Raw genomic sequence first — 19,125 nt, 5'->3', positions numbered from 1 at the left:
GTTTCAGTGGCGGGCACCGCGGGCTCGGCGAGCGACTCGGTGGCCACCGCAGCGACGGCGGGCGCCGCGGGGTGAGCATCGGGGTGATCGTCGCGCTCGTCGCCGTCGTCGTCGTGGTGGGCGGCGTGATCCTGTGGACTTTCTTCGGTGACGCGTTGTCGCACCGCTCACACACGGCCGCCGCGCGCTGCGTGGGAGGCAAGGAGACGGTCGCCGTCATCGCCGACCCCTCGATCGCCGAGCCCGTGCGCGAGCTCGCCGAGAACTACAACGCCACCACCGGCCCGGTCGGCGATCACTGCATGGTGGTCAGCGTCAAACCGGCCGGCTCCGACGCCGTCCTCAACGGTTTCGCCGGCAAGTGGCCGGCCGACCTGGGCGGCCAGCCGGCGTTGTGGATCCCGGGCAGCTCGGTCTCCGCCGCGCGGCTCGCCGCGTCGGGCCAGAAGATCACCGAAAGTCATTCGCTGGTCACCTCGCCGGTCATGCTCGCCGTGCGGCCGGAACTCGGGCAGGCATTGGGCAATCAGGGGTGGGCGGCGCTGCCCGGCCTGCAAACCAACCCGAACTCGCTGGCCGGGCTGAACCTGCCGGCGTGGGGGTCGCTGCGGCTGGCGCTGCCGATGAACGGCAATGCCGACGCGTCGTTGCTGGCCGGCGAGGCGGTGGCGGCCGGGGCGGCGCCCGCGGGTGCGCCGCCGACGCAGGGCGTCGGCGCCGTGCGCACGCTGCTGGGCGCCCAGCCCAAGCTCGCGGACAACTCGCTGACCGAGGCGCTCAATACGCTGCTCAAGCCCGGCGACCCGGCGGCCGCGCCGGTGCACGCGGTAGTCACCACCGAGCAGCAGCTGTACCAGCGCGGCCAGTCGCTGTCCGACGCCAAGAGCACGCTGGCCTCCTGGCTGCCGTCCGGCGCGGTGCCGGTCGCCGACTATCCGGCCGTGCTGCTCAACGGCTCCTGGGTGAACCAGGAGCAGGCCTCCGCGGCCAACGGGTTCGCCCGCTTCATGCAGAAGCCCGAGCAGCTCGCGAAGCTGGCCAAAGCCGGCTTCCGGGTCAACGGCGTCAAGCCGCCGAGCAGCCCGGTCACCAGCTTCGCGGCGCTGCCCTCCACGCTGTCGGTGGGTGACGACGCGATGCGCGCGACGCTGGCCGAAGCGATGGCCGCCCCGTCCAGCGGGCTCGCCACGACGATCATGCTCGACCAGTCGATGCCCGCCGAGGAGGGCGGAAAGTCGCGGCTGGCCAACGTGATCGGGGCGCTGCAGGAAAAGATCAAGTCGTTGCCGGCCACCGCCGCCGTGGGGTTGTGGACTTTCGACGGCCACGAGGGACGTTCGGAGGTGACGAGCGGACCGCTGGGCGACCCGGTGAACGGCCAGCCGCGCTCGGCGGCGCTGACGGCCGCGCTGGACAAGCAGTATTCGTCGGCCGGCGGCGCGGTGTCGTTCACCACGCTGCGCCTGCTCTACCAGGAGGCGCAGGCCAAATATGTTGCGGGTCAGCCGAATTCGATATTGGTGATCACGTCTGGGCCGCACACCGACCAAACCCTGGACGGCGCCGGGCTGCAGGACTTCATCCGCAAGGGCGCCGACCCGGCCAAGCCGATCGCGGTCAACGTCATCGACTTCGGCACCGACCCCGACAGGGCCACCTGGGAGGCCGTCGCCCAGCTCAGCGGCGGCGCCTACCAGAACCTCGCGACCTCGGCCTCCCCCGATCTCGCCGCCGCCCTCAGCACGTTCTTGAGCTAATCGGTTGGCACCGATCAGGTGAGATGGTCGAAATCGCCACGGACCCAGCCGATGTAGCGATCCGCGGAGCGTCGGATGACCGTGCCCGCATCGGAATCGATGGTCTTGCCGAAGTTGTCGTACAGGCGGTCGAATGCCAGCGGCTCCACCGCGCGGGCGACGCGATCCACCACCGCGGCCGACAGCGGTATGCGGTTCGGATAGCTGCGCATGAACGTCACCGAGGTGCGGTCCGGATTCGCCTGCATGGTGTCGGCGCTGAGCAACACCCCGCGTCCGCCGGCCCCGGCCGCCCAGTGCGCGACGGCACTACCGGGGAAATGCCCGCCGACTTGCAGCAACGTAACGCCGGGCAGCACATCGAGTTTGCCCGACCACGGGCGAACCACCGGGTCCGGCCTCGCAACCCACGCCATGTCTGCTTCGGCGACATAAACCGGCACCGATCCCAGGGCCCTACTCCATTCGACCTGCACCCCGTAGTGGTGCGGGTGGCTCGCGACGATCGCGATCACCTCGCCGAGGTCGCGTACCTGCGCGACCGCGGCGGCGTCGACATAGCCGGTGACGTCCCACAGCAGGTTGCCGCTGGGCGTGCGGAGTAGGTGCGATTCCTGGCCGATACCGAATTTCGGGTCGACCGTCAATCCGTACAAATCCGGTTCCAGCTCGCGCATCCGCACCCGATATCCGGCGTTCGCCAGCTCCTCGAGCGTCGTCCACAGCTGCCCCTCTGCCGGCACCCATTGCCGCTCATCCGAACAGATCCGGCACGTGTCGGCGGCGTCGTCGTGCTCCACTGCGCATGTCCTGCAGATTTTCACGCGAGACTCCTCCTCTGTCTCGAGATGCGTGTACCCCATCACGGCCGCCGGACACCCTCGGCCAGTCGGACGTGTCAGGGTTCGGGCATACGATCGTGGCGTTGCCCGAAGGGAGCGTCATGAACATCGAGTTCACCCCGGATCCCGGCCTGTATCCGTTCGAGTCGCGCTGGTTCGACAGCTCGCGCGGGCGGATGCACTACGTCGACGAGGGTGACGGGCCGCCGATCCTGTTCTGCCACGGCAACCCGACGTGGAGCTTCCTGTACCGAAACATCGTCGTCGCGCTGCGCGACCAATTCCGGTGCATCGCACCGGATTACCTCGGCTTCGGGCTTTCCGAGCGGCCCGCCGGATTCGGCTACAAGATCGACCAGCACGCCCAGGTGGTCGGCGAGTTCGTCGATCACCTCGGCCTGGACGGCTATCTGACGATGGGCCAGGACTGGGGCGGGCCCGTCAGCATGGCGGTCGCCGTCGAACGCGCCGCCCGGGTCCGCGGCGTCGTGCTGGGCAACACCTGGTTTTGGAAGACGGACGAGCTGTCAACAAAGATCTTCAGCCGGGTGATGGGCAGCCCGCCGATGCAGTGGGCGATCTTGCAGCGCAATTTCTTTGTGGAGCAGTTGATTCCGGCGGGCACACAGCACCGCCCGAGCGCGGCGGTGATGGAACACTACCGGGCCGTGCAGCCCAGCGCCGATGCGCGAAAGGGCGTGGCCGAGATGCCCAAGCAGATCCTGGCGGCCGAACCCCTGCTGTCGCGGCTCGGGCGGGAGGTGCCCGAAAAGCTTGGCGCCAAACCCGCGCTATTCGTGTGGGGGATGAAGGACTTCGCGTTCAGGCCCGGGCCGACGCTCCCCCGGATGCGCGCAAGCTTCCCCGATCACGTCGTCGTGGAGCTGCCCGAGGCCAAGCACTTCATCCAGGAGGACGCGCCCGAGGAGGTCGCGGCGGCGATCGTCGAGCGCTTCGGCTAGGCGCGAGCCTAACCGCACTGCCAAAAACCCAGCCGGATTTCGCAGTGCGGTTCGGCTCGGGCGGTTGGCGCGGCCGGTGCCGCCCTAGGCGAACGCCTCCACCGGTGGGCACGAGCAGACCAGGTTGCGGTCGCCGTAGGCGCCGTCAATGCGGCGCACCGGCGGCCACACCTTGGGCCGGAAGCCCTTGCCCAGCGGGTAGGCCGCCTCCTCCCGGGTGTACGGGTGATCCCAGTCGGGGACCAGCAGGCACTCGGCGGTGTGCGGGGCCCCCCGCAGCGGGTTGTCGTCGGCGGACCATCCCCCCGCTCCGACGCGTTCGATCTCGCCGCGGATGGCGATCATGGCCTCGCAGAAGTCGTCGACCTCGGTCAGGCTCTCGCTTTCGGTCGGCTCCACCATCAGCGTGCCCGCGACCGGGAAGCTCATGGTCGGCGCGTGAAAGCCGTAGTCCGCCAACCGCTTTGCGACGTCGTCGACGGTCACCCCGGTCGCCTTGGTGATGCCGCGCAAGTCAAGGATGCACTCGTGGGCGACCATGCCGTTCTCGCCGGCGTACAGCACCGGGAAGTACTCGTCGAGGCGCCGGGCGATGTAGTTGGCCGAGGCGATCGCGGTCAGCGACGCCGCCCGCAGCCCCTCGGCGCCCATCATCCGGATGTAGGCCCAGGTGATCGGCAGGATCGACGCCGACCCGTAGGGCGCCGACGACACCGGGTGGCCCCCGGGCAGCTCCGGCGCGTACGGGTGCCCCGGCAGGAACGGCGCCAGGTGTGAGCGCACCGCCACCGGCCCGACGCCCGGCCCGCCGCCGCCGTGCGGGATGCAGAACGTCTTGTGCAGGTTCAGGTGGCTGACGTCGCCGCCGAACCTCCCGGGCCGGGCCAGCCCGACCAGCGCGTTGAGGTTGGCGCCGTCGATGTAGACCTGCCCGCCCGCGTCGTGCACGGCCGCGCAGATCTCGGCGATGTCGTGCTCGTACACGCCGTGGGTGGACGGGTAGGTGATCATCAGCGCCGCGAGGCGGTCCGCGTGGTCGGCCACCTTGGCGCGCAGGTCGTCGAGGTGAACGTCGCCGTTGTCGCGGCAGGCCACCACGGCCACCCGCAGCCCGGCCAGCGCGGCCGACGCGGCGTTGGTGCCGTGCGCGCTGGACGGGATGAGGCAGATGTCGCGGTGGGGCTCACCGCGGCTGGCGTGGTAGTCGTGGATGGCCAGCAGGCCGGCGTACTCGCCCTGCGAGCCGGCGTTGGGCTGCAGCGAGACGGCGTCGTAGCCGGTGATCTGCACCAGCCAGCCCTCCAGATCCGCGATCAGCCGGCGCACCCCCTCGGTGTCGGAAGCCGGCGCGAACGGGTGCAGGCGCGCGAATTCCGGCCAGGTGATCGGTTCCATCTCGGCGGCGGCGTTGAGTTTCATCGTGCACGAGCCGAGCGGAATCATGCTGCGGTCCAAGGCGATATCCTTGTCCGCCAGCGTGCGCAGGTAACGCATCATCGCCGTCTCGGTGCGGTACTGGGTGAAGGCCGGGTGGGTCAGGAAATCCGACGTGCGCGTCGCGATGTCGGCTGGGGCCAGCGCGGCGGGGGCGACGCCGAAGGCGTCCAAAACCGCGGCGACGTCCGCCTCCGTGGTGGCCTCGTCGCAGGCCACCGAGACGTGGTCGGCGTCCACTCGCCATAGGTTGATGCCCTTGGCCTTGGCGGCGGCCAGCACCGCGTCGGCGCGGCCGGGCACGCGGGCCAGCACGGTGTCGAAGTAGGTGTCGTGCACCAGTGCTGTGTTGGCTGCCGAGCCCAGCGCGGCGGCGATGCTTGCGGCGTGCCCGTGCACGCGGCGGGCGATCCCGATCAGCCCGTCGGCGCCGTGGTAGCTGGCGTACATCGCGGCCATCACCGCCAGCAGCACCTGCGCGGTGCAGATGTTGCTGGTCGCCTTGTCCCGGCGGATGTGTTGCTCGCGGGTCTGCAGCGCCAGCCGGTAGGCCGGGGACCCGTCGGCGTCCAGCGACACGCCCACCAGCCGCCCCGGCAGCTGGCGGGCGTGCTTGGCGTGGACGGCCAGGTAGCCGGCGTGCGGCCCACCGAATCCCATTGGGACACCGAATCTTTGGGTGGTGCCGAACGCGACGTCGGCGCCGATCTCCCCCGGCGGGGTGATCAGCGTAAGGGCCAGCAGGTCCGCCCCGACGGCGACCAGCGCGCCCCGCTCGTGCGCCGCCGTGACCAGGGCCGCCCAGTCGGTGATCCGGCCGCTGGCGCCGGGCAGCTGAGCGATGACGCCGAAGAAGTCGCCTTCGGGCAGGCCGTCCCGCAGGTCGGCGGTGACGATCTCGATGCCCAGCGGCCGAGCGCGCGTGGCCAGCACGGCCGCGGTCTGGGCGAACACGTCGACGTCCACCACGAGCCGGTTCGTCGCGCCGCGAGCGGCGCGGTGCATCAGGGTCATGGCCTCGGCCGCGGCGGTGCCCTCGTCGAGCATCGACGCGTTGGCGACCTCGAGGCCGGTGAGGTCGGCCACCATCGTCTGGAAGTTCAGCAGCGCCTCCAGCCGGCCCTGGCTGATCTCCGGCTGATAGGGCGTGTAGGCGGTGTACCAGGCCGGGTTCTCCATGATGTTGCGCAGCAACACCGGCGGCGTGAGCGTGTCGTAGTAGCCCTGCCCGATCATCGAGACGGCGACGGTGTTGGCGTCGGCCAGGGCGCGCAGCTCGGCCAGCGTCTCGGCCTCGCTGGCGGGGGGCGGCAACTGGTCCAGGCCCGGCGCGGCGTCGCCGTCGGCGCGGGTGTCGAGGATGCCGCTCGGAACCGCCTTGGAGGCCAGCTCGTCTAACGAGTCGACCCCGATGACGTCGAGCATGGCCGCGATGGCCTGCCTGTCGGGGCCGATGTGCCGCGCTGCGAAGGTTGACTGGTCGGGCACTGGAGAAACTCCTGAGGTCGAGGGACTAGCGGCCCTCTCCCTCTGTCTTCACCCGTTCGCCGGGCGCCTGAGAGATTCGGCGCCGGGCTTCGGCCCGGGCGCCTTTCCCCATCGGCGGGTGTGGACCGCTACCGGTCCGCACCGCTTTCCAGAGGCATCGTTAACTTGCGCGGTCCGGGTGCCTGAGAGGTTGACGGAGAGGTATTGCTCCTTCGGCGTCCGTGACTGGCGGCCACGAAACTCTCCCGCTCGAGTGCGATGCGCGGCCCAGTTTACCCGGGGTCAGCCGATCTTGCGGTCGCGGTGCTTGCGCCGGGACGCCAGCTCATCCTCCGGGGCCGCGATCGACTCGCCGCCGTCGGCGCGCTCGCCGTGGAAGTCCGCGATGACGCCGGTCAGCTCGCGCATGGCCCCCGACACGGCGATGCCGAACACGCCCTGCCCGCCCTGCAACAGGTCGACGACCTCTTCGGCCGACGTGCACTCGTACACGGTGGTGCCATCGGAGAACAGGGTGATGTTGGCCAGGTCCTGGACGCCGCGCTGGCGCAGATGGTCGACGGCGACGCGGATGTTGTGCAGCGAGATGCCGGTGTCGAGCAGCCGCTTGACGATCTTGAGAACCAGGATGTCCTTGAACGAGTAGAGCCGCTGGCTGCCGGAGCCCGCCGCACTGCGGATCGACGGAACCACCAGCGAGGTCCGGGCCCAGTAGTCCAGCTGTCGGTAGGTGATGCCGGCGATCTGGCAGGCGCTCGGCCCGCGGTAGCCCACCAGCTCGTCGGGCACGGAATCGTCGGGGAACAGCCCGGGCTGCACGGGCGCGCTGGGCGCGGAGGCGGGCTGGTCGCTGCTCGCGGCGTTCGCTTGGTCAGCTAGGTCCAGCTGCTCTTGACGTGGCTGCTCGCTCACGGTGGTTCCTCTCGCCGATCGCGCTGTCATCGTTAGCTGCGTCTCTGGCTGCACCGCAGCCACGTGTGCTCAGGCCCGAGTGCTAGTGAGCTTACGCTTTTCGATAGCCGCCGCGCCTTAAGTCGTGATCAAAGTATGGCGGCCGCAAGCCCAACTGGCAGCACTATCGGCCAGCGTGTCGAGATCGCGGCGCCAGATGAGATGGATCCGTGATGTCGGCGCCCAGCCTAGCCGGACGCCGACCATACGCAGAATCGCAGGCGAAACGTGCGAGTTTGCGTCCCGGCGAGCCTCGGCTAGGTGGCCTTGAAATCGTCGGGTGACACGCTGTCGAGGAACTCCTTGAACTTCTCGACCTCGTCCTCGCGGACGGCGGTGTTGGCCTCTTCGTCGCTCTCGTCCGGGATGAGCAGGCCGGCCTGGGCGAGCACGGCCTCCTCGACATAGATAGGAACGCCGACCCGCAGGGCGATCGCCACCGAGTCCGACGGGCGCGCCGACACGGTGATGTTGCGGTCGAAGACCAGGTCGGCGTAGAACGTGCCCTCCTGCAGATCGACGATCCGCACCTCTTTCAGCGAATGCCCAAGCGCGGCAATGAGATCCCTGATCAGGTCGTGCGTCAACGGCCGGGGCGGTTCGACGCCCTGCTGCTCCAGCGCGATGGCGGCGGCTTCGGACTGACCGATCCAGATTGGCAGGTACCGGTCACCGTTGGCCTCGCGCAGCAACAGCACCGGCTGGTTCTGCGGCTGCTCGACGCGAATGCCGACAACACGAACTTCACCCATCTGTGTCTGCCCTCCGCAACTCTTCAGCCCGCCGAACACCAAGCTGTCCAACGAAGTCTAATCCTCAGCGATGCAGAACGTCGCGAACGGCAGACTTGATCAGCGAGGTGTGCAACGTGATCGCGAGCGCGGCCACCTCACGCGCAAGGTCGTCGGCACGGTCGCGGGCGCCCGCCTTCCCGGCTTTGACGAGCGGCCCCGCGATTTGGGCGATCAGGTCGGACTGCCGGTCGGCCGCGGAACGGAACGCGCGCAGATGCCTGGGCTCGACGCCGTATTCGGCCAGCGCCCGCGCGCATTGAAGGATGACCACCGCGTGTTCGTCGAAGAACCGGCCCGGGCCGGTGGTGATCACGCCCGCCCGCAGCAACGCCGTCAGCAGTTCGTCGTCCACCCCGGAACGTTCCAGGAGATCCTCTCGGCTCAGCCGGATCCGCGGCGGGGCCACCGCCGCCGCGTCGGGCCTGGCGCCCGGGCCGGCCTCGGCCGCGGCGTCGGGCTCCCCCCCGTTGGGCACCGACACCAATCGCGGTACCCCGTAAGGCGATCCGATCGGGGGCAGCTCACCGTCGGGCAGGGCGTCCAGCTGCGCGCGGATCACCTTCAGCGGTAGATAGTGGTCGCGCTGCGCGGTGAGGATGAACCGCAGCCGCGCGCAGTCGTACGCGGTGAACCTGCGATACCCCGACGCGGCGCGCTGCGGCGTCACCAGTCCCTCGGCCTCCAAGAAACGAATCTTGGAGATCGTGACATCGGGGAAATCCGGCCTCAACAGGTCGAGGACCGCCCCAATCGACATCCCGGCCAGTGCCGGGCTATCGGGTGCGCTCACTACCCTCCGGAACCTCCGTCGTCGTCGCCTTGCTTGGGTCCGGTCAAAAAGACCAACCGGAACTTGCCGATCTGCACTTCGTCGCCGTTTGCCAGCACCGCCGAATCGACGGGCTCGCGGTTGACGTACGTGCCATTCAGGCTACCGACATCGACGACGTGAAATTCGTTGTTTTCCAACCTGAATTCGGCGTGGCGACGGCTGACGGTGACGTCGTCGAGGAAGATGTCGCTGTCGGGATGCCGGCCGGCGGACGTGATGGCCTGGTCGAGCAGGAATCGCGATCCGGCGTTCGGCCCGCGTTTGACGACCAGCAACGCCGAGCCGGCCGGGAGTCCCTCGACTCCCGACACCGCGCTCTCGGTCCCCGCCTGGGCGGGGGCGTCGAGTTCGTTGAGGAAGTCGGCGCGAAAGACCGAAGTCGTCTCGACCGTGACTTCGTCAGAGGTCTGGTCTTTCCCCATGTCCGAGTCCATGTCCGTCACGCGCTGCTCCTCACTGGCCGCTGTGGCGTTGTCCGAACCGGGCCGCTCGCCCGGCTCCCCTCTAGGTTTCTCGAGGCTTCCTGAGTTTTTCTAGCCCCGCACTGCTGATTACTTGACCGTCTCGTGTCTATCAAGTGTCGGTCTGTTGACCGTACCGCGCACCCGTCCGCAATGTGCCCCCCACCGGACGATCGGAAGCGCGACCGACGTGAACCGGGTGCGCCGCCCGCGTCACCGAGCGGGGCTGGCAGGCACATTAGCAATCGTCATTCGGTCAGCGTCCCGCGGTAGGCCTCGGGATCGAGCAGCGCCGAAATCGCCGACTCCAGCTCGGCGGCGTCCGAAACCTGGACATCCACCAGCCAGCCCGACCCGTACGGGTCGGAGTTGACCAGCTGCGGGCTGCCGTCCAGATCGCCGTTGACCGCTGAGACCGTGCCCGAGACCGGCGCGAACAGGTCCGACACGGATTTCGTCGATTCCACCTCGCCGAAGGACTCGCCCGCGGTCACCTGGCTGCCCACGTCGGGCAGCTGGACGAAGACGACGTCGCCGAGCGCCGACTGCGCGAAGTCGGTGATGCCGACCCGCACGGTGTCCTCACCGCTGCGTCGAACCCACTCATGTTCGGCGGTGTAGTGCAGATCGGACGGGATATCGCTCACGGGTGATCCTGTTCTGGTCGCTGCCAACGAGGCACGTTCACTTGACGGGCTGAGCGTATTGGTGCGGTTTTGGTTGCCGCAAGGTGGTCACGTCGACCCGATCGGCCTGCTGCACCGACATCCGCGCGCCGACGCGCTTGATGCTGTCTTCGGCACCGCCGGGGATGTTCATCGCCGCGGCCAGCGTGGGCGGATCGCCAATCGCCAGAATCGAATACGGCGACGACAGGTTCTTGCCGTCGATGGTCAACGACCCGGGCGCACCCACTATCCAGGTGTCGACGCCCACCCGCACGGACTGGTGCGCGTCGTTGATCTCGATCGCTTCGGCGCCGGCGGCACGCAACTCGTTGATCACGTCGAGCATCGCCTCCGGCGAGACGCCCGGCCCCGGGTCGTCGATGGTGATGGTGACGCCCGGGCCGGTGGCGCCCACGGCGCCGACCAGGATGGACAGCGCGGCGAGCCGGGCCTGCGCGCTCTGGATGGCGGCCTGATCGTTGTTGCCGGACGCCTGCAACGAGTTCAGCGTGTTTTGCAGCTCGCCGACTTCGGTGTTCAGCGTCGCTTCGCGCTGCCGCAGCGAGTCCAGCAACACCAGGAGGTCGGCGGGACGGGCGGTGTCCAGCGAGTCGCCCGACTTGGTCTGGCGGACCTGGGTGACGATGGCGATCCCCAGCACGAGGCACAGCACGACCGCCAGCGCCCCGAAGGCCAGCCGGGACCGACCGGCCCGCAGCAGCGCGGACAACCCCGTGCGGTGCACCGGCCCGATCTCGGGACGCGGGCGGTTCGCCGGCAGTTCGTGGCGGCCGCGATGCGCACCTTCGTCCGCCGTGGGTTCACGGCTTTCCCCGTCGTGGGCGCCGGGGCGATCGGGCGGGTCCTGGCTCACGGTGTCCTCATAGGGGTTACGCCCCGAACAGCCGGCGCCGCAGCGCGGCCGCGTTGCCGAAGATGCGGATACCCAGGACGACGATGATCGCCGTGGACAGCTGCGTGCCGACGCCCAGTTGGTCGCCGACGTAGACGATGAGTGCGGCCACAAAGACGTTGAACACGAACGAAATCACGAAGACCTTGGGGTCAAAGATGCGTTCGAGGTAGGCGCGCAGTCCACCGAACACCGCGTCGAGCGCGGCCACCACCGCGATCGGCAGATAGGGCTGCACGACTTCGGGGACGGCGGGGTGGAAAACCAACCCCAGCACGATGCCGAGCGCGAGGGCAGCGATGCCGATCATGCGCGGCGTCCCGTCTGTCTCCCGAAGAGCTCTCTCACTAGGGCCCAATCTGTTTGGCGAACTTGACATCCCGGATCGGTCCGGCGGGCAGCGATAGGCCGTCGGCGATGTCCACGCTGACGACGACGCCGTAGGAGGCCTCCAGCAGCCTAAGCCGCTGCAGGCCGGGGCTGCCGTCGAAGACGTCGCGCATCGAGTGCGGCGGCCCGACCGCCAGGATCTTGTAGGGGCTGCTGGTCGGGTTGTTGTCGACGAGGATCGCCCCGCCGGCCTGCCGGATGGTGACGTTCGGTCCGATGCGGACGCCGCCGACGGAGATTGCTTCGGCGCCACTGGCCCACAGCGAGTTGACGACCAGCTGGAGGTCGCGGTCCAGGATGATCTGCCTGCTGCCGTTGATGCGCTGCTTGGACACGTCGGAAAGGTTCGGGCCGGCGCCGGGATCGGTGACGGTCACCGTGAGGCCGGGACCGATGACCGCCTTGCTCGCCGCGGCGAGCCCGAGGGCATCGAGACTGGCCAGCAGCCGCTGCCCCTGGGCGTTTTCGGCCAGCGCGTGCCGCTGCACGTCGTCGACCCGGGTCGAGAGCGCGCTGCGCTCCTGGCCCAACTTGGCCGCGGCGGCTTCCGACGAACGCACGCTTTCCAGCAGCAGCTGCTGCGCGGTGCGCACGCCGGGCGCCACCGAGCGCGCCTGTGCGACGGCGGCGGCGAACACCGTGGCGATCAGCAGCGCCGCCACGGCCTGCCATAGCCAGCCGAAAGCGCGTTGTCGCGCGCCCGGTTCCGAGCCGTCACGTTTGGCCGCGGCCGCGGCGTAGCCGGGATCCAGGTGCTCCGAGAGCAGGGCGCGCAGCAACGAGGGCACCGGGATCAGCTGCGGCCGCGCCGCGGCGTGGGCGCTGCGGCCGGCGTTGGGGTCGTAGCCGCCGAGCAGGCGGTCCGCGTCAGCCATGACCACCCACAGGCTGTTTCAGCTTGGGCATGCGGCGCACGACCAGCGTCATCTGCACCGCATAGAGCACGAACGCCCACAGGTAGGTGTACAGGCCCCAGCCCAAAAAGCCCCAGCCGCAGGCCCTCAGCGCGCGGCTCCACGCCGCGCCGCCCGTTCCCAGCAGGACCAACGGGAATCCGGCCATCAACGCAAAGGTGGCGCCCTTGCCGACGTAGGTCACCGGCAGCGCCGACAGCCCGCGACCGCGGAGCACCGGCAGCGTCGCGGCCAGCAGGCCGTCGCGCACCAGCAGCGTGATGACGAACCACCACGGCACGATCCCGCTGATCGCCAGGACAATCGGGACGGTCACCATGTAGAGCCGGTCCACCGCCGGGTCCAGCAGGACGCCCAGCCGCGAGGACTGGTTGAGCGTGCGGGCGATCTTGCCGTCGGCCCAGTCGGAGGCCCCACTGAACATCAGGATGGCCACCGCCCAGCCGTTGGCGTGGGCGAACAGCAGCACGTAGACGAACACCGGGATGAGCAACAGGCGCACGGCGCTCAGCGCGTTGGGCACCGTCAGCACCCGGTCGGGCGGAAGCACGGGCTCCATGAGCCGTGACATTAGCCGAATGCCGAGCGTGCGGCTGGCCGCACACTCGGTCGCCAGCGTGCGGCTGGCCGCGCGCTCGGCGGCTCAGCTCAGCGGAACACCCCGGGCAGGCTCAGCGTCGACAGCGTGTCGTCCGACAGCGGGTTGTCGTTGACCATGTAGGTCCACGTCGACGTCGGCCGCGCCAGCTTGGACAGGTCCAGGCCCGGCTCCTCCTCGAGGACGTTCGCGGTCTCGAACGTCTGCTGGGCCGCCTCGATGGCGTCGGCGGCCAGCGACGCGAACGCGTCGACGGCCATCCGGTGGAACTCGTCCAGCGGGTTCTGCCGGCCCAGCGCGCGCAGGTGGATGCTTTCGCGGATGTCGGCGAGATAGGCCAGATGGTCGGCCCAGCCCCGGTCGAGGTGATACAGCATGATGAGCCGGCAGATCTTCTCCAGGCGGTCCTCGGAGATGTCCGCGGACAGTTCCTCGTAGCGGTCCGGCGCCAGCTCGGCGAGCTCCTCGCGCGCGGTTGCGGTGCGCAGCAACGTGTTTCGCCGATCGACGATGATGGCGCGCTGCTGCGCGATCAGCTGGTTGTAGCGCCACGTGTTCGCGTGCACGTCGAGCATCCGGCCCTCGGCGACGCGCTGGGCGTGGTCGAGCATCCCGGCCGCCTTGGGGCTGACGATCCGGCCGTCCCCGTCGGTTTGCATGGGCAGCTTGTTGGGGTCGAGGTTGGCGGCGACGACGTCGTCCTCCCAACTGGAAAAGAACACCGACGACCCCGGGTCGCCCTGCCGTCCGGCACGGCCGCGCAGCTGGTTGTCGAGCCGCTCGGTGTGGTGGCGGCCCGTGCCGACCACGTGCAGGCCGCCCAGTTCGGCGACGCGGTCATGGTCGGCCTCGTCGGACCCGCCGAGGCGGATGTCGGTGCCCCGCCCGGCCATCTGGGTCGACACGGTGACGGTGCCGTATTCGCCGGCCTCCGCGATCACCTTCGCCTCCTCGGCGTCGTTCTTCGCGTTGAGCACCACGGCGGGCACGCCTCGGCGCAGCAGCCGCTCGTGCAGCTCCTCGGACTCGGCCACGTCGCGGGTGCCCACCAGCACCGGCTGCCCGGTCGCGTGCACCTCCGCGATGTGCTCGACGATCGCGTCGTTCTTGGCGGCGGCGGTGATGTAGACCCGGTCGGACTCGTCCTCGCGAATGTTGGGCTCGTTCGGGGGGATTGGCGACACGCCGAGCTTGTAGAACTGGCGCAGCTGCTCGCCGGCGGCCAGCGCGGTGCCCGTCATGCCGCACACGGTGGCGTAGCGGTTGATCAGCGCCTGCACGGTGATCGTGTCGAGCACCTCACCGGTTTCGGTGGTCTCGATGCCCTCCTTCGCCTCGACGGCGGCCTGCAGTCCGTCGGGCCAGCGCTGCAGTTGCGCGATGCGGCCGCGGGCGGAGTTGATCAGGTGCACCGCGTCGTCCCGCACGATGTAGTGCACGTCGCGGTGCAGCAGCACGTGCGCGTGCAGCGCGACGTTGACCTCGGTCAGGGTGGTGCCGACGTGCTCCTCGGAGTACAGATCGATGCCGCCGAGCGCCTTTTCCACCTTGCGCGCGCCGACGTCGGTGAGGTGGACGTTGCGGCTGTCGGCGTCGGTGTCGTAGTCCGTCCCGGCATCCAGCTCGCCGACCAGCTTGATGATCTCCAGCCGCGGCGTCTCGCGGTGCGTGGTGCCGGCCAGCACCAGCGGCACCAACGCCTCGTCGACCAGCACCGAGTCGGCCTCGTCGATGAGGGCCACGTCGGGGTTGGGCGACACCAGGTCGTCGACGTCGGTGGCCAGCTGGTCGCGCAGCACGTCGAAGCCGATCTCGTTGACCGAGGCATAGGTGACGTCGCAGCCGTAGGCGGTGCGGCGGTCCTCGCTCGACGATTCCGCCGTGATCCACCCGACCGTCAGCCCCAGGGCCTCCAACAGCGGGCCCATCCACTCCGCGTCGCGGCGCGCGAGGTAGTCGTTGATGGTCACGACGTGCACGTGCCGCCCGCCGAGGGCGTATCCGGCCGCCGCGATCGCGCCGGCGAGGGTTTTGCCCTCACCGGTGGCCATCTCGATCACGTCGCCGGCCAGCATCCGCAGCGCGCCCAGCAGCTGCACGTCGAAGGGCCGCAATCCCGTCGCCCGCTCGGCCGCTTCCCGGGCGATCGCGAGGAACTGCGGGATGTCGGCGGACTCCGCGAGGTCGCCCAGCTTGAGCAGCCCGGTCGCCTTGAGCAGCTTCTCGTCGCTGAGATCGGCGGCCTCCTTGTCGAATTCCGACGAGGCGTCGACGTCCGCGAGGGAGCGGCTTCGGTTCTTCTCGGTGCTGGCGCCGAGCAGTCGCCAGAAGCGGCTACTCAGGCGGCCGGGTTGGGTCCGGGTGGTCTTTGGCACAGGTCAACGGTACGCGGTGAGCGGGCGTGGCCCGTCTTAGGCAAGGTTGGATCGGCGCGGGTAGGCGACGGCGGGGTCGGTGAGCACGTTGAGGACGGCGGGCAGGCCGCTGGCGAAGGCCCGCTCCAGCGCGGGACGCAACTCGGTGGGCGCGGACACCAGCTCGCCGTGGCCGCCGAGGGCGCGCGCGACCTCGTCGTAGCGGGTGCCCGGGCGCAACTCCGCCACCACCGAGTAGCCGTACAGCGCCTCCATGGGGTGCTTCTCGAGCCCCCAGATCCCGTTGTTGCCGATCACCGACACGACCGGCACGCCGTGCCGGACCAAGGTGTCCCACTCCATCCCGCTGAAGCCGAAGGCGCCGTCGCCCTGCAGCAGCACGACCTGGCGGTCGGGCCGCGCGAGCTTGGCGGCCAGCGCGTACCCGGGGCCCGACCCGAGGCAGCCGAACGGGCCGCTGTCCAGCCAGCAGCCGGGCCGATAGCTGTCGATCACCCGGCCGGCGTAGGACCCGAAGTCGCCGGCGTCGATGACGACGATGGCGTCGCGGTCCAGCAGCGGGGCCAGCTCCGCGTAGACCCGCATCGGGTGCAGCGGGATCCGGTCGTCGGCGAGCTCGGCCTGCTCCTGGGCGCGCGCCGCGGTCTCGGCGGTTCGCAGCCCGGCGACCCAATCCTGGTGTGCAGTGCCGGGTGTCGCGGCGAGGGCCGACAGGATCGAGGTGAGATCGCCGTACAGGCCGGCGGCGATGGGACGGGGATGCTCGCGGGCGGGCTCGCAGCGGTCGGCCACGATCAGCTGGGTGTCCGGCCCGAACACCTTGCCGAAGCCCAACCGGAAATCCATTGGCACGCCGACGATCACCGCCACGTCCGCCTCGCCGAGGGCCTTGCCGCGCACCCGCGAGAAGGCCATCGGGTGGTCGGCGGGCACCGCGCCGCGGGCCATCCCGTTCATCAGCACCGGAATCTGACGTTCCTCCGCCAGGCGCAGCAGCGCCGCCTCGCCGCGTCCCCACCAGACGTTGGTGCCCGCCATGATCACCGGCCGGTGCGCCGCCGCCAACAGGCCCACGGCGCGGTCGAGGGCCGCGGCGTCGGGGGCCGGGCCGGGCGGCACCGCGCTCAAGGCGCCGGGCCCGCCCCAGATTTCGGAGTCCTGCGACGTCGAAAAGGCGTGGTCCATCGGAAAGTCGACGAACCCTACACCGGACGGGGTGCCGACCGCGGCCCGCAATGCCTCGTCGACCAAGCGGCCGGCGTCGTCGGCCGACTGCGCGGTGGCGGCGAACCGGGCCAGCGGCGCCACGAACGGCACATGGTCGATCTCTTGCAGCGAGCCCATGCCCCACCGCAGCGCGGGAGCCCGGCCGCCCAGCACCACCAGGGGCGACTGGTTCTGCTGTGCCGCGGCCATCGCGCTCATCCCGTTGGTGACGCCCGGCCCGGCGGTCAGCGCGGCCACGCCGGGCAGCCTCGTCACCTTCGACCAGCCCTCGGCGGCGAACGTCGCGGTTTGTTCGTGGCGGGTGTCGATCAGCCGGATGCCCTCGTCGCGGCACCCGTCGTAGATGGAGAACAGGTGGCCGCCCGACAGGGTGAACACGGTGTCGATGCCGCTGGCTTTGAGCCGGCGCGCGATGAGTCGGCCGGCATGTACGGTCTGGCTGGACGGAGCGTCGATGCTCATCCAGGCAGCCTATCGGCAATGACTCGGGTACCTTCGCCGAAGGATTTTGTGTCAGGCCTCGACCTTAAGGAGACATCGACCATGGGCCCGAAGCCGTTTACGCCGTCGATCAATTGGTCGGCGGCACCCATGGATTCCCTGCGCTGGGTCGCCATAGCCTGGGCGGTCGGTGCCGTCTGCCTACTCGCCGTGCTCGTGGCGTTCCGGTACCTGACCCCGTGGGGCCGGCAGTTCTGGCGGATCACCCGCGGCTACTTCGTCGGCCCGTCGAGCGTCAAGGTGTGGGCGATGCTCGGCGCGCTGTTGCTGTCCGTACTGCTGGCGGTGCGCCTCACCGTGCTGCTCAGCTACCAGGGCAACGACCTGTACACGGCCGTGCAGAAGGCCGTGCAGGGCATCGCGGCCGACGACGCCAACGTCAAACAATCTGGGATTCATGGCTTTTGGATGTCGATCGGGATCTTCAGCGTCCTGGCGACGCTGTACGTCATCCGGTTCATGATCGACATCTCTCTGACCCAGCGATTCATCATCGCCTGGCGCGTCTGGCTGACCGCCCACCTCACCGACGACTGGCTGGAAGGCAAGGCCTACTACCGGGACCTGTTCATCGACAACACGATCGACAACCCGGACCAGCGCATCCAGCAGGACATCGACATCTTCACCGCCAACGCCGGGGGCACCCCGAACATCCCGTCCAACGGGACGGGCAGCACCCTGCTGTTCGGGGCCGTCAACGCGGTGGCCTCGGTGATCTCCTTCGCCGCGATCCTGTGGCAGCTCTCCGGGAACCTGGAGCTCTTCGGCTTGGTGTTGCCGCGCGCCATGTTCGTCACGGTGCTGGTCTACGTGCTGGTCGCGACGATCGTCGCGGTCTGGTTGGGCCATCCGCTGATCTGGCTGAGCTTCAACAACGAGAAGCTCAACGCCGCATTCCGCTACGCGCTGGTGCGGTTGCGCGACGCCGCCGAGGCGGTGGGCTTCTATCGCGGTGAACGAGTCGAGCGGGCGCAATTGTGGCGGCGCTTCACTCCGATCATCGCCAACTACCGCAAGTTCGTGCGCCGGACCATCATCTTCAACGGGTGGAACTGGTCGATGTCGCAGATCATTGTTCCGCTGCCGTGGGTGATCCAGGCGCCGCGACTGTTCGCCGGCCGGATCGACTTCGGCGACGTCGGCCAGAGCGCGACGGCATTCGGCAACATTCAGGATTCGCTGTCGTTCTTCCGCAACAACTACGACGCGTTTGCCGCTTTTCGGGCGGCGATCATCCGGTTGCACGGGCTGGTCGACGCGAACAGCCAGGGCCGCGCGCTGCCGACGATCCTGGTCAAGCCCAGCGACGAGGCGACGGTCGAGCTTCGCGGTGTCGAGGTGCGCACCCCGGCCGGAGACCAGTTGATCGACCCGCTCGATGTGCAGCTCGACGACGGCGACTCGCTGGTGATCACCGGGCGATCGGGCGCGGGCAAGACCACGTTGCTGCGCAGCCTGGCCGAGTTGTGGCCGTACGCGTCCGGGACCCTCTGCCGCCCCGACGGCGACAACGCGACGATGTTCCTGTCGCAGTTGCCCTATGTGCCGCTGGGCAGCCTGCGCGGCGTGGTCTGCTACCCGAACGAGCCGGAGCAGGTCTCCGACGGCGAACTGCACGACGTGCTGACGAAGGTGGCCTTGGCGCCGCTGATCGGGCGCCTTGACGAAGAGCAGGACTGGGCCAAGGTGCTGTCGCCCGGCGAGCAGCAGCGGGTCGCCTTCGCGCGCATCCTGCTCACCAAACCGAAGGCCGTCTTCCTCGACGAGGCCACCTCGGCGCTCGACGAGGGGCTTGAGTTCGCGCTATATCAGCTGGTGCGCACCGAGTTGCCGGACTGCGTGCTGGTCAGCGTCAGCCACCGACCCACCGTCGAGCAGCATCACCGCCAGCAGCTCCAACTGCTGGGCGGCGGCCAGTGGCGGCTCGGCCCGGTGGAGAAGGAACCCGCGGGCGTCTAGGCGTTTGCGTTGCGGCCAAGGCCCGCCGAGCCTGCAAATCCGCAGCGGTTTACTCG

Annotated in this window: 16 protein-coding genes and 1 riboswitch; of the genes, 3 read left to right on the top strand and 13 right to left on the bottom strand. The window is 69.4% G+C overall.

The genetic code is table 11. From position 1 onward, the window contains the following. Positions 1-1,757 (top strand): substrate-binding domain-containing protein (locus A5655_RS20130; RefSeq protein WP_067013035.1); only part of this gene is annotated, 1,757 nt, incomplete at its 5' end. Between the two features lie 14 nt (positions 1,758-1,771). Here A5655_RS20130 and A5655_RS20125 read toward each other — a convergent pair. Next, entirely contained in the window at positions 1,772-2,620 is an 849-nt protein-coding gene (locus A5655_RS20125; protein ID WP_067013027.1) for an MBL fold metallo-hydrolase, read from the bottom strand. Between the two features lie 80 nt (positions 2,621-2,700). Here A5655_RS20125 and A5655_RS20120 point away from each other — a divergent pair, with 80 nt between their 5' ends. Then, positions 2,701-3,561 carry a haloalkane dehalogenase gene (locus tag A5655_RS20120; protein WP_067013025.1) on the top strand — a complete coding sequence of 287 codons (861 nt, stop codon included), beginning with the start codon at positions 2,701-2,703 and terminating at the stop codon, positions 3,559-3,561. Between the two features lie 84 nt (positions 3,562-3,645). Here the strand turns inward: A5655_RS20120 and gcvP are convergent, their stop codons facing one another. The 12 genes from gcvP to A5655_RS20060 all read right to left on the bottom strand — a co-directional run bounded on the left by gcvP (position 3,646) and on the right by A5655_RS20060 (position 17,068). Then, positions 3,646-6,483, bottom strand: coding sequence for an aminomethyl-transferring glycine dehydrogenase (gene gcvP / locus A5655_RS20115; RefSeq protein WP_067013023.1), 2,838 nt, complete (start codon positions 6,481-6,483; stop codon positions 3,646-3,648). 160 nt (positions 6,484-6,643) lie between these two features. Further along, a riboswitch (glycine riboswitch) is annotated at positions 6,644-6,741 on the bottom strand. A gap of 24 nt (positions 6,742-6,765) precedes the next feature. Then, on the bottom strand, positions 6,766-7,395 hold the full coding sequence (locus A5655_RS20110) for a MerR family transcriptional regulator (protein WP_067013021.1): 630 nt from the start codon (positions 7,393-7,395) through the stop codon (positions 6,766-6,768). A gap of 296 nt (positions 7,396-7,691) precedes the next feature. After that, positions 7,692-8,186, bottom strand: a complete 495-nt coding sequence (locus tag A5655_RS20105) for a bifunctional nuclease family protein (protein WP_066933175.1) — start codon at positions 8,184-8,186, stop codon at positions 7,692-7,694. 64 nt (positions 8,187-8,250) lie between these two features. Continuing rightward, a complete protein-coding gene (locus A5655_RS20100) occupies positions 8,251-9,018 on the bottom strand; it encodes a MerR family transcriptional regulator (protein ID WP_067013019.1) in 768 nt (255 codons plus the stop codon). Next, positions 9,018-9,503 carry a glycogen accumulation regulator GarA gene (garA, locus tag A5655_RS20095; protein WP_067013017.1) on the bottom strand — a complete coding sequence of 162 codons (486 nt, stop codon included), beginning with the start codon at positions 9,501-9,503 and terminating at the stop codon, positions 9,018-9,020. Before garA ends, A5655_RS20100 begins: the two co-directional genes overlap by 1 nt. A 266-nt stretch (positions 9,504-9,769) precedes the next feature. Further along, positions 9,770-10,168, bottom strand: coding sequence for a glycine cleavage system protein GcvH (gene gcvH / locus A5655_RS20090; RefSeq protein ID WP_067013015.1), 399 nt, complete (start codon positions 10,166-10,168; stop codon positions 9,770-9,772). A 37-nt stretch (positions 10,169-10,205) separates the two neighbouring features. Next, positions 10,206-11,063, bottom strand: a complete 858-nt coding sequence (locus A5655_RS20085; protein WP_067013013.1) for a DUF881 domain-containing protein — start codon at positions 11,061-11,063, stop codon at positions 10,206-10,208. 16 nt (positions 11,064-11,079) lie between these two features. After that, on the bottom strand, positions 11,080-11,412 hold the full coding sequence (locus A5655_RS20080) for a small basic family protein (RefSeq protein ID WP_067013011.1): 333 nt from the start codon (positions 11,410-11,412) through the stop codon (positions 11,080-11,082). A 37-nt stretch (positions 11,413-11,449) separates the two neighbouring features. Next, on the bottom strand, positions 11,450-12,367 hold the full coding sequence (locus A5655_RS20075; RefSeq protein WP_067013033.1) for a DUF881 domain-containing protein: 918 nt from the start codon (positions 12,365-12,367) through the stop codon (positions 11,450-11,452). Next, positions 12,360-12,965 (bottom strand): CDP-alcohol phosphatidyltransferase family protein, encoded by a 606-nt coding sequence (locus tag A5655_RS20070; protein WP_067013009.1) that lies wholly within the window; start codon positions 12,963-12,965, stop codon positions 12,360-12,362. Before A5655_RS20070 ends, A5655_RS20075 begins: the two co-directional genes overlap by 8 nt. Before the next feature lie 89 nt (positions 12,966-13,054). Next, positions 13,055-15,379 (bottom strand): accessory Sec system translocase SecA2, encoded by a 2,325-nt coding sequence (secA2, locus tag A5655_RS20065; protein ID WP_067013007.1) that lies wholly within the window; start codon positions 15,377-15,379, stop codon positions 13,055-13,057. Positions 15,380-15,415: 36 nt separating this feature from the next. Continuing rightward, a complete protein-coding gene (locus A5655_RS20060; protein ID WP_067013005.1) occupies positions 15,416-17,068 on the bottom strand; it encodes an acetolactate synthase in 1,653 nt (550 codons plus the stop codon). A gap of 81 nt (positions 17,069-17,149) precedes the next feature. Between A5655_RS20060 and A5655_RS20055 the strand changes: the two genes are divergently transcribed. Beyond that, positions 17,150-19,069: an ABC transporter ATP-binding protein/permease gene (locus A5655_RS20055; RefSeq protein ID WP_067013003.1), complete on the top strand. Its 1,920-nt coding sequence runs from the start codon at positions 17,150-17,152 to the stop codon at positions 19,067-19,069. The last annotated feature ends 56 nt before the right edge of the window (positions 19,070-19,125 follow it).

It is taken from the genome of Mycobacterium sp. 1081908.1 (assembly GCF_001673535.1).
Lineage (GTDB): Bacteria > Actinomycetota > Actinomycetes > Mycobacteriales > Mycobacteriaceae > Mycobacterium.
This window is presented reverse-complemented; position numbering and strand designations above follow the sequence as displayed.

What these genes read in the sequence shown, in the direction of transcription:
- A5655_RS20105 (WP_066933175.1), bottom strand. Translation starts at nt 8,186, where the DNA reads ATGGGTGAAGTTCGTGTTGTCGGCATTCGCGTCGAGCAGCCGCAGAAC.
- A5655_RS20060 (WP_067013005.1), bottom strand. Translation starts at nt 17,068, where the DNA reads ATGAGCATCGACGCTCCGTCCAGCCAGACCGTACATGCCGGCCGACTC.
- A5655_RS20055 (WP_067013003.1), top strand. Translation starts at nt 17,150, where the DNA reads ATGGGCCCGAAGCCGTTTACGCCGTCGATCAATTGGTCGGCGGCACCC.
- A5655_RS20070 (WP_067013009.1), bottom strand. Translation starts at nt 12,965, where the DNA reads ATGGAGCCCGTGCTTCCGCCCGACCGGGTGCTGACGGTGCCCAACGCG.
- A5655_RS20120 (WP_067013025.1), top strand. Translation starts at nt 2,701, where the DNA reads ATGAACATCGAGTTCACCCCGGATCCCGGCCTGTATCCGTTCGAGTCG.
- A5655_RS20080 (WP_067013011.1), bottom strand. Translation starts at nt 11,412, where the DNA reads ATGATCGGCATCGCTGCCCTCGCGCTCGGCATCGTGCTGGGGTTGGTT.
- A5655_RS20075 (WP_067013033.1), bottom strand. Translation starts at nt 12,367, where the DNA reads ATGGCTGACGCGGACCGCCTGCTCGGCGGCTACGACCCCAACGCCGGC.
- A5655_RS20125 (WP_067013027.1), bottom strand. Translation starts at nt 2,620, where the DNA reads ATGGGGTACACGCATCTCGAGACAGAGGAGGAGTCTCGCGTGAAAATC.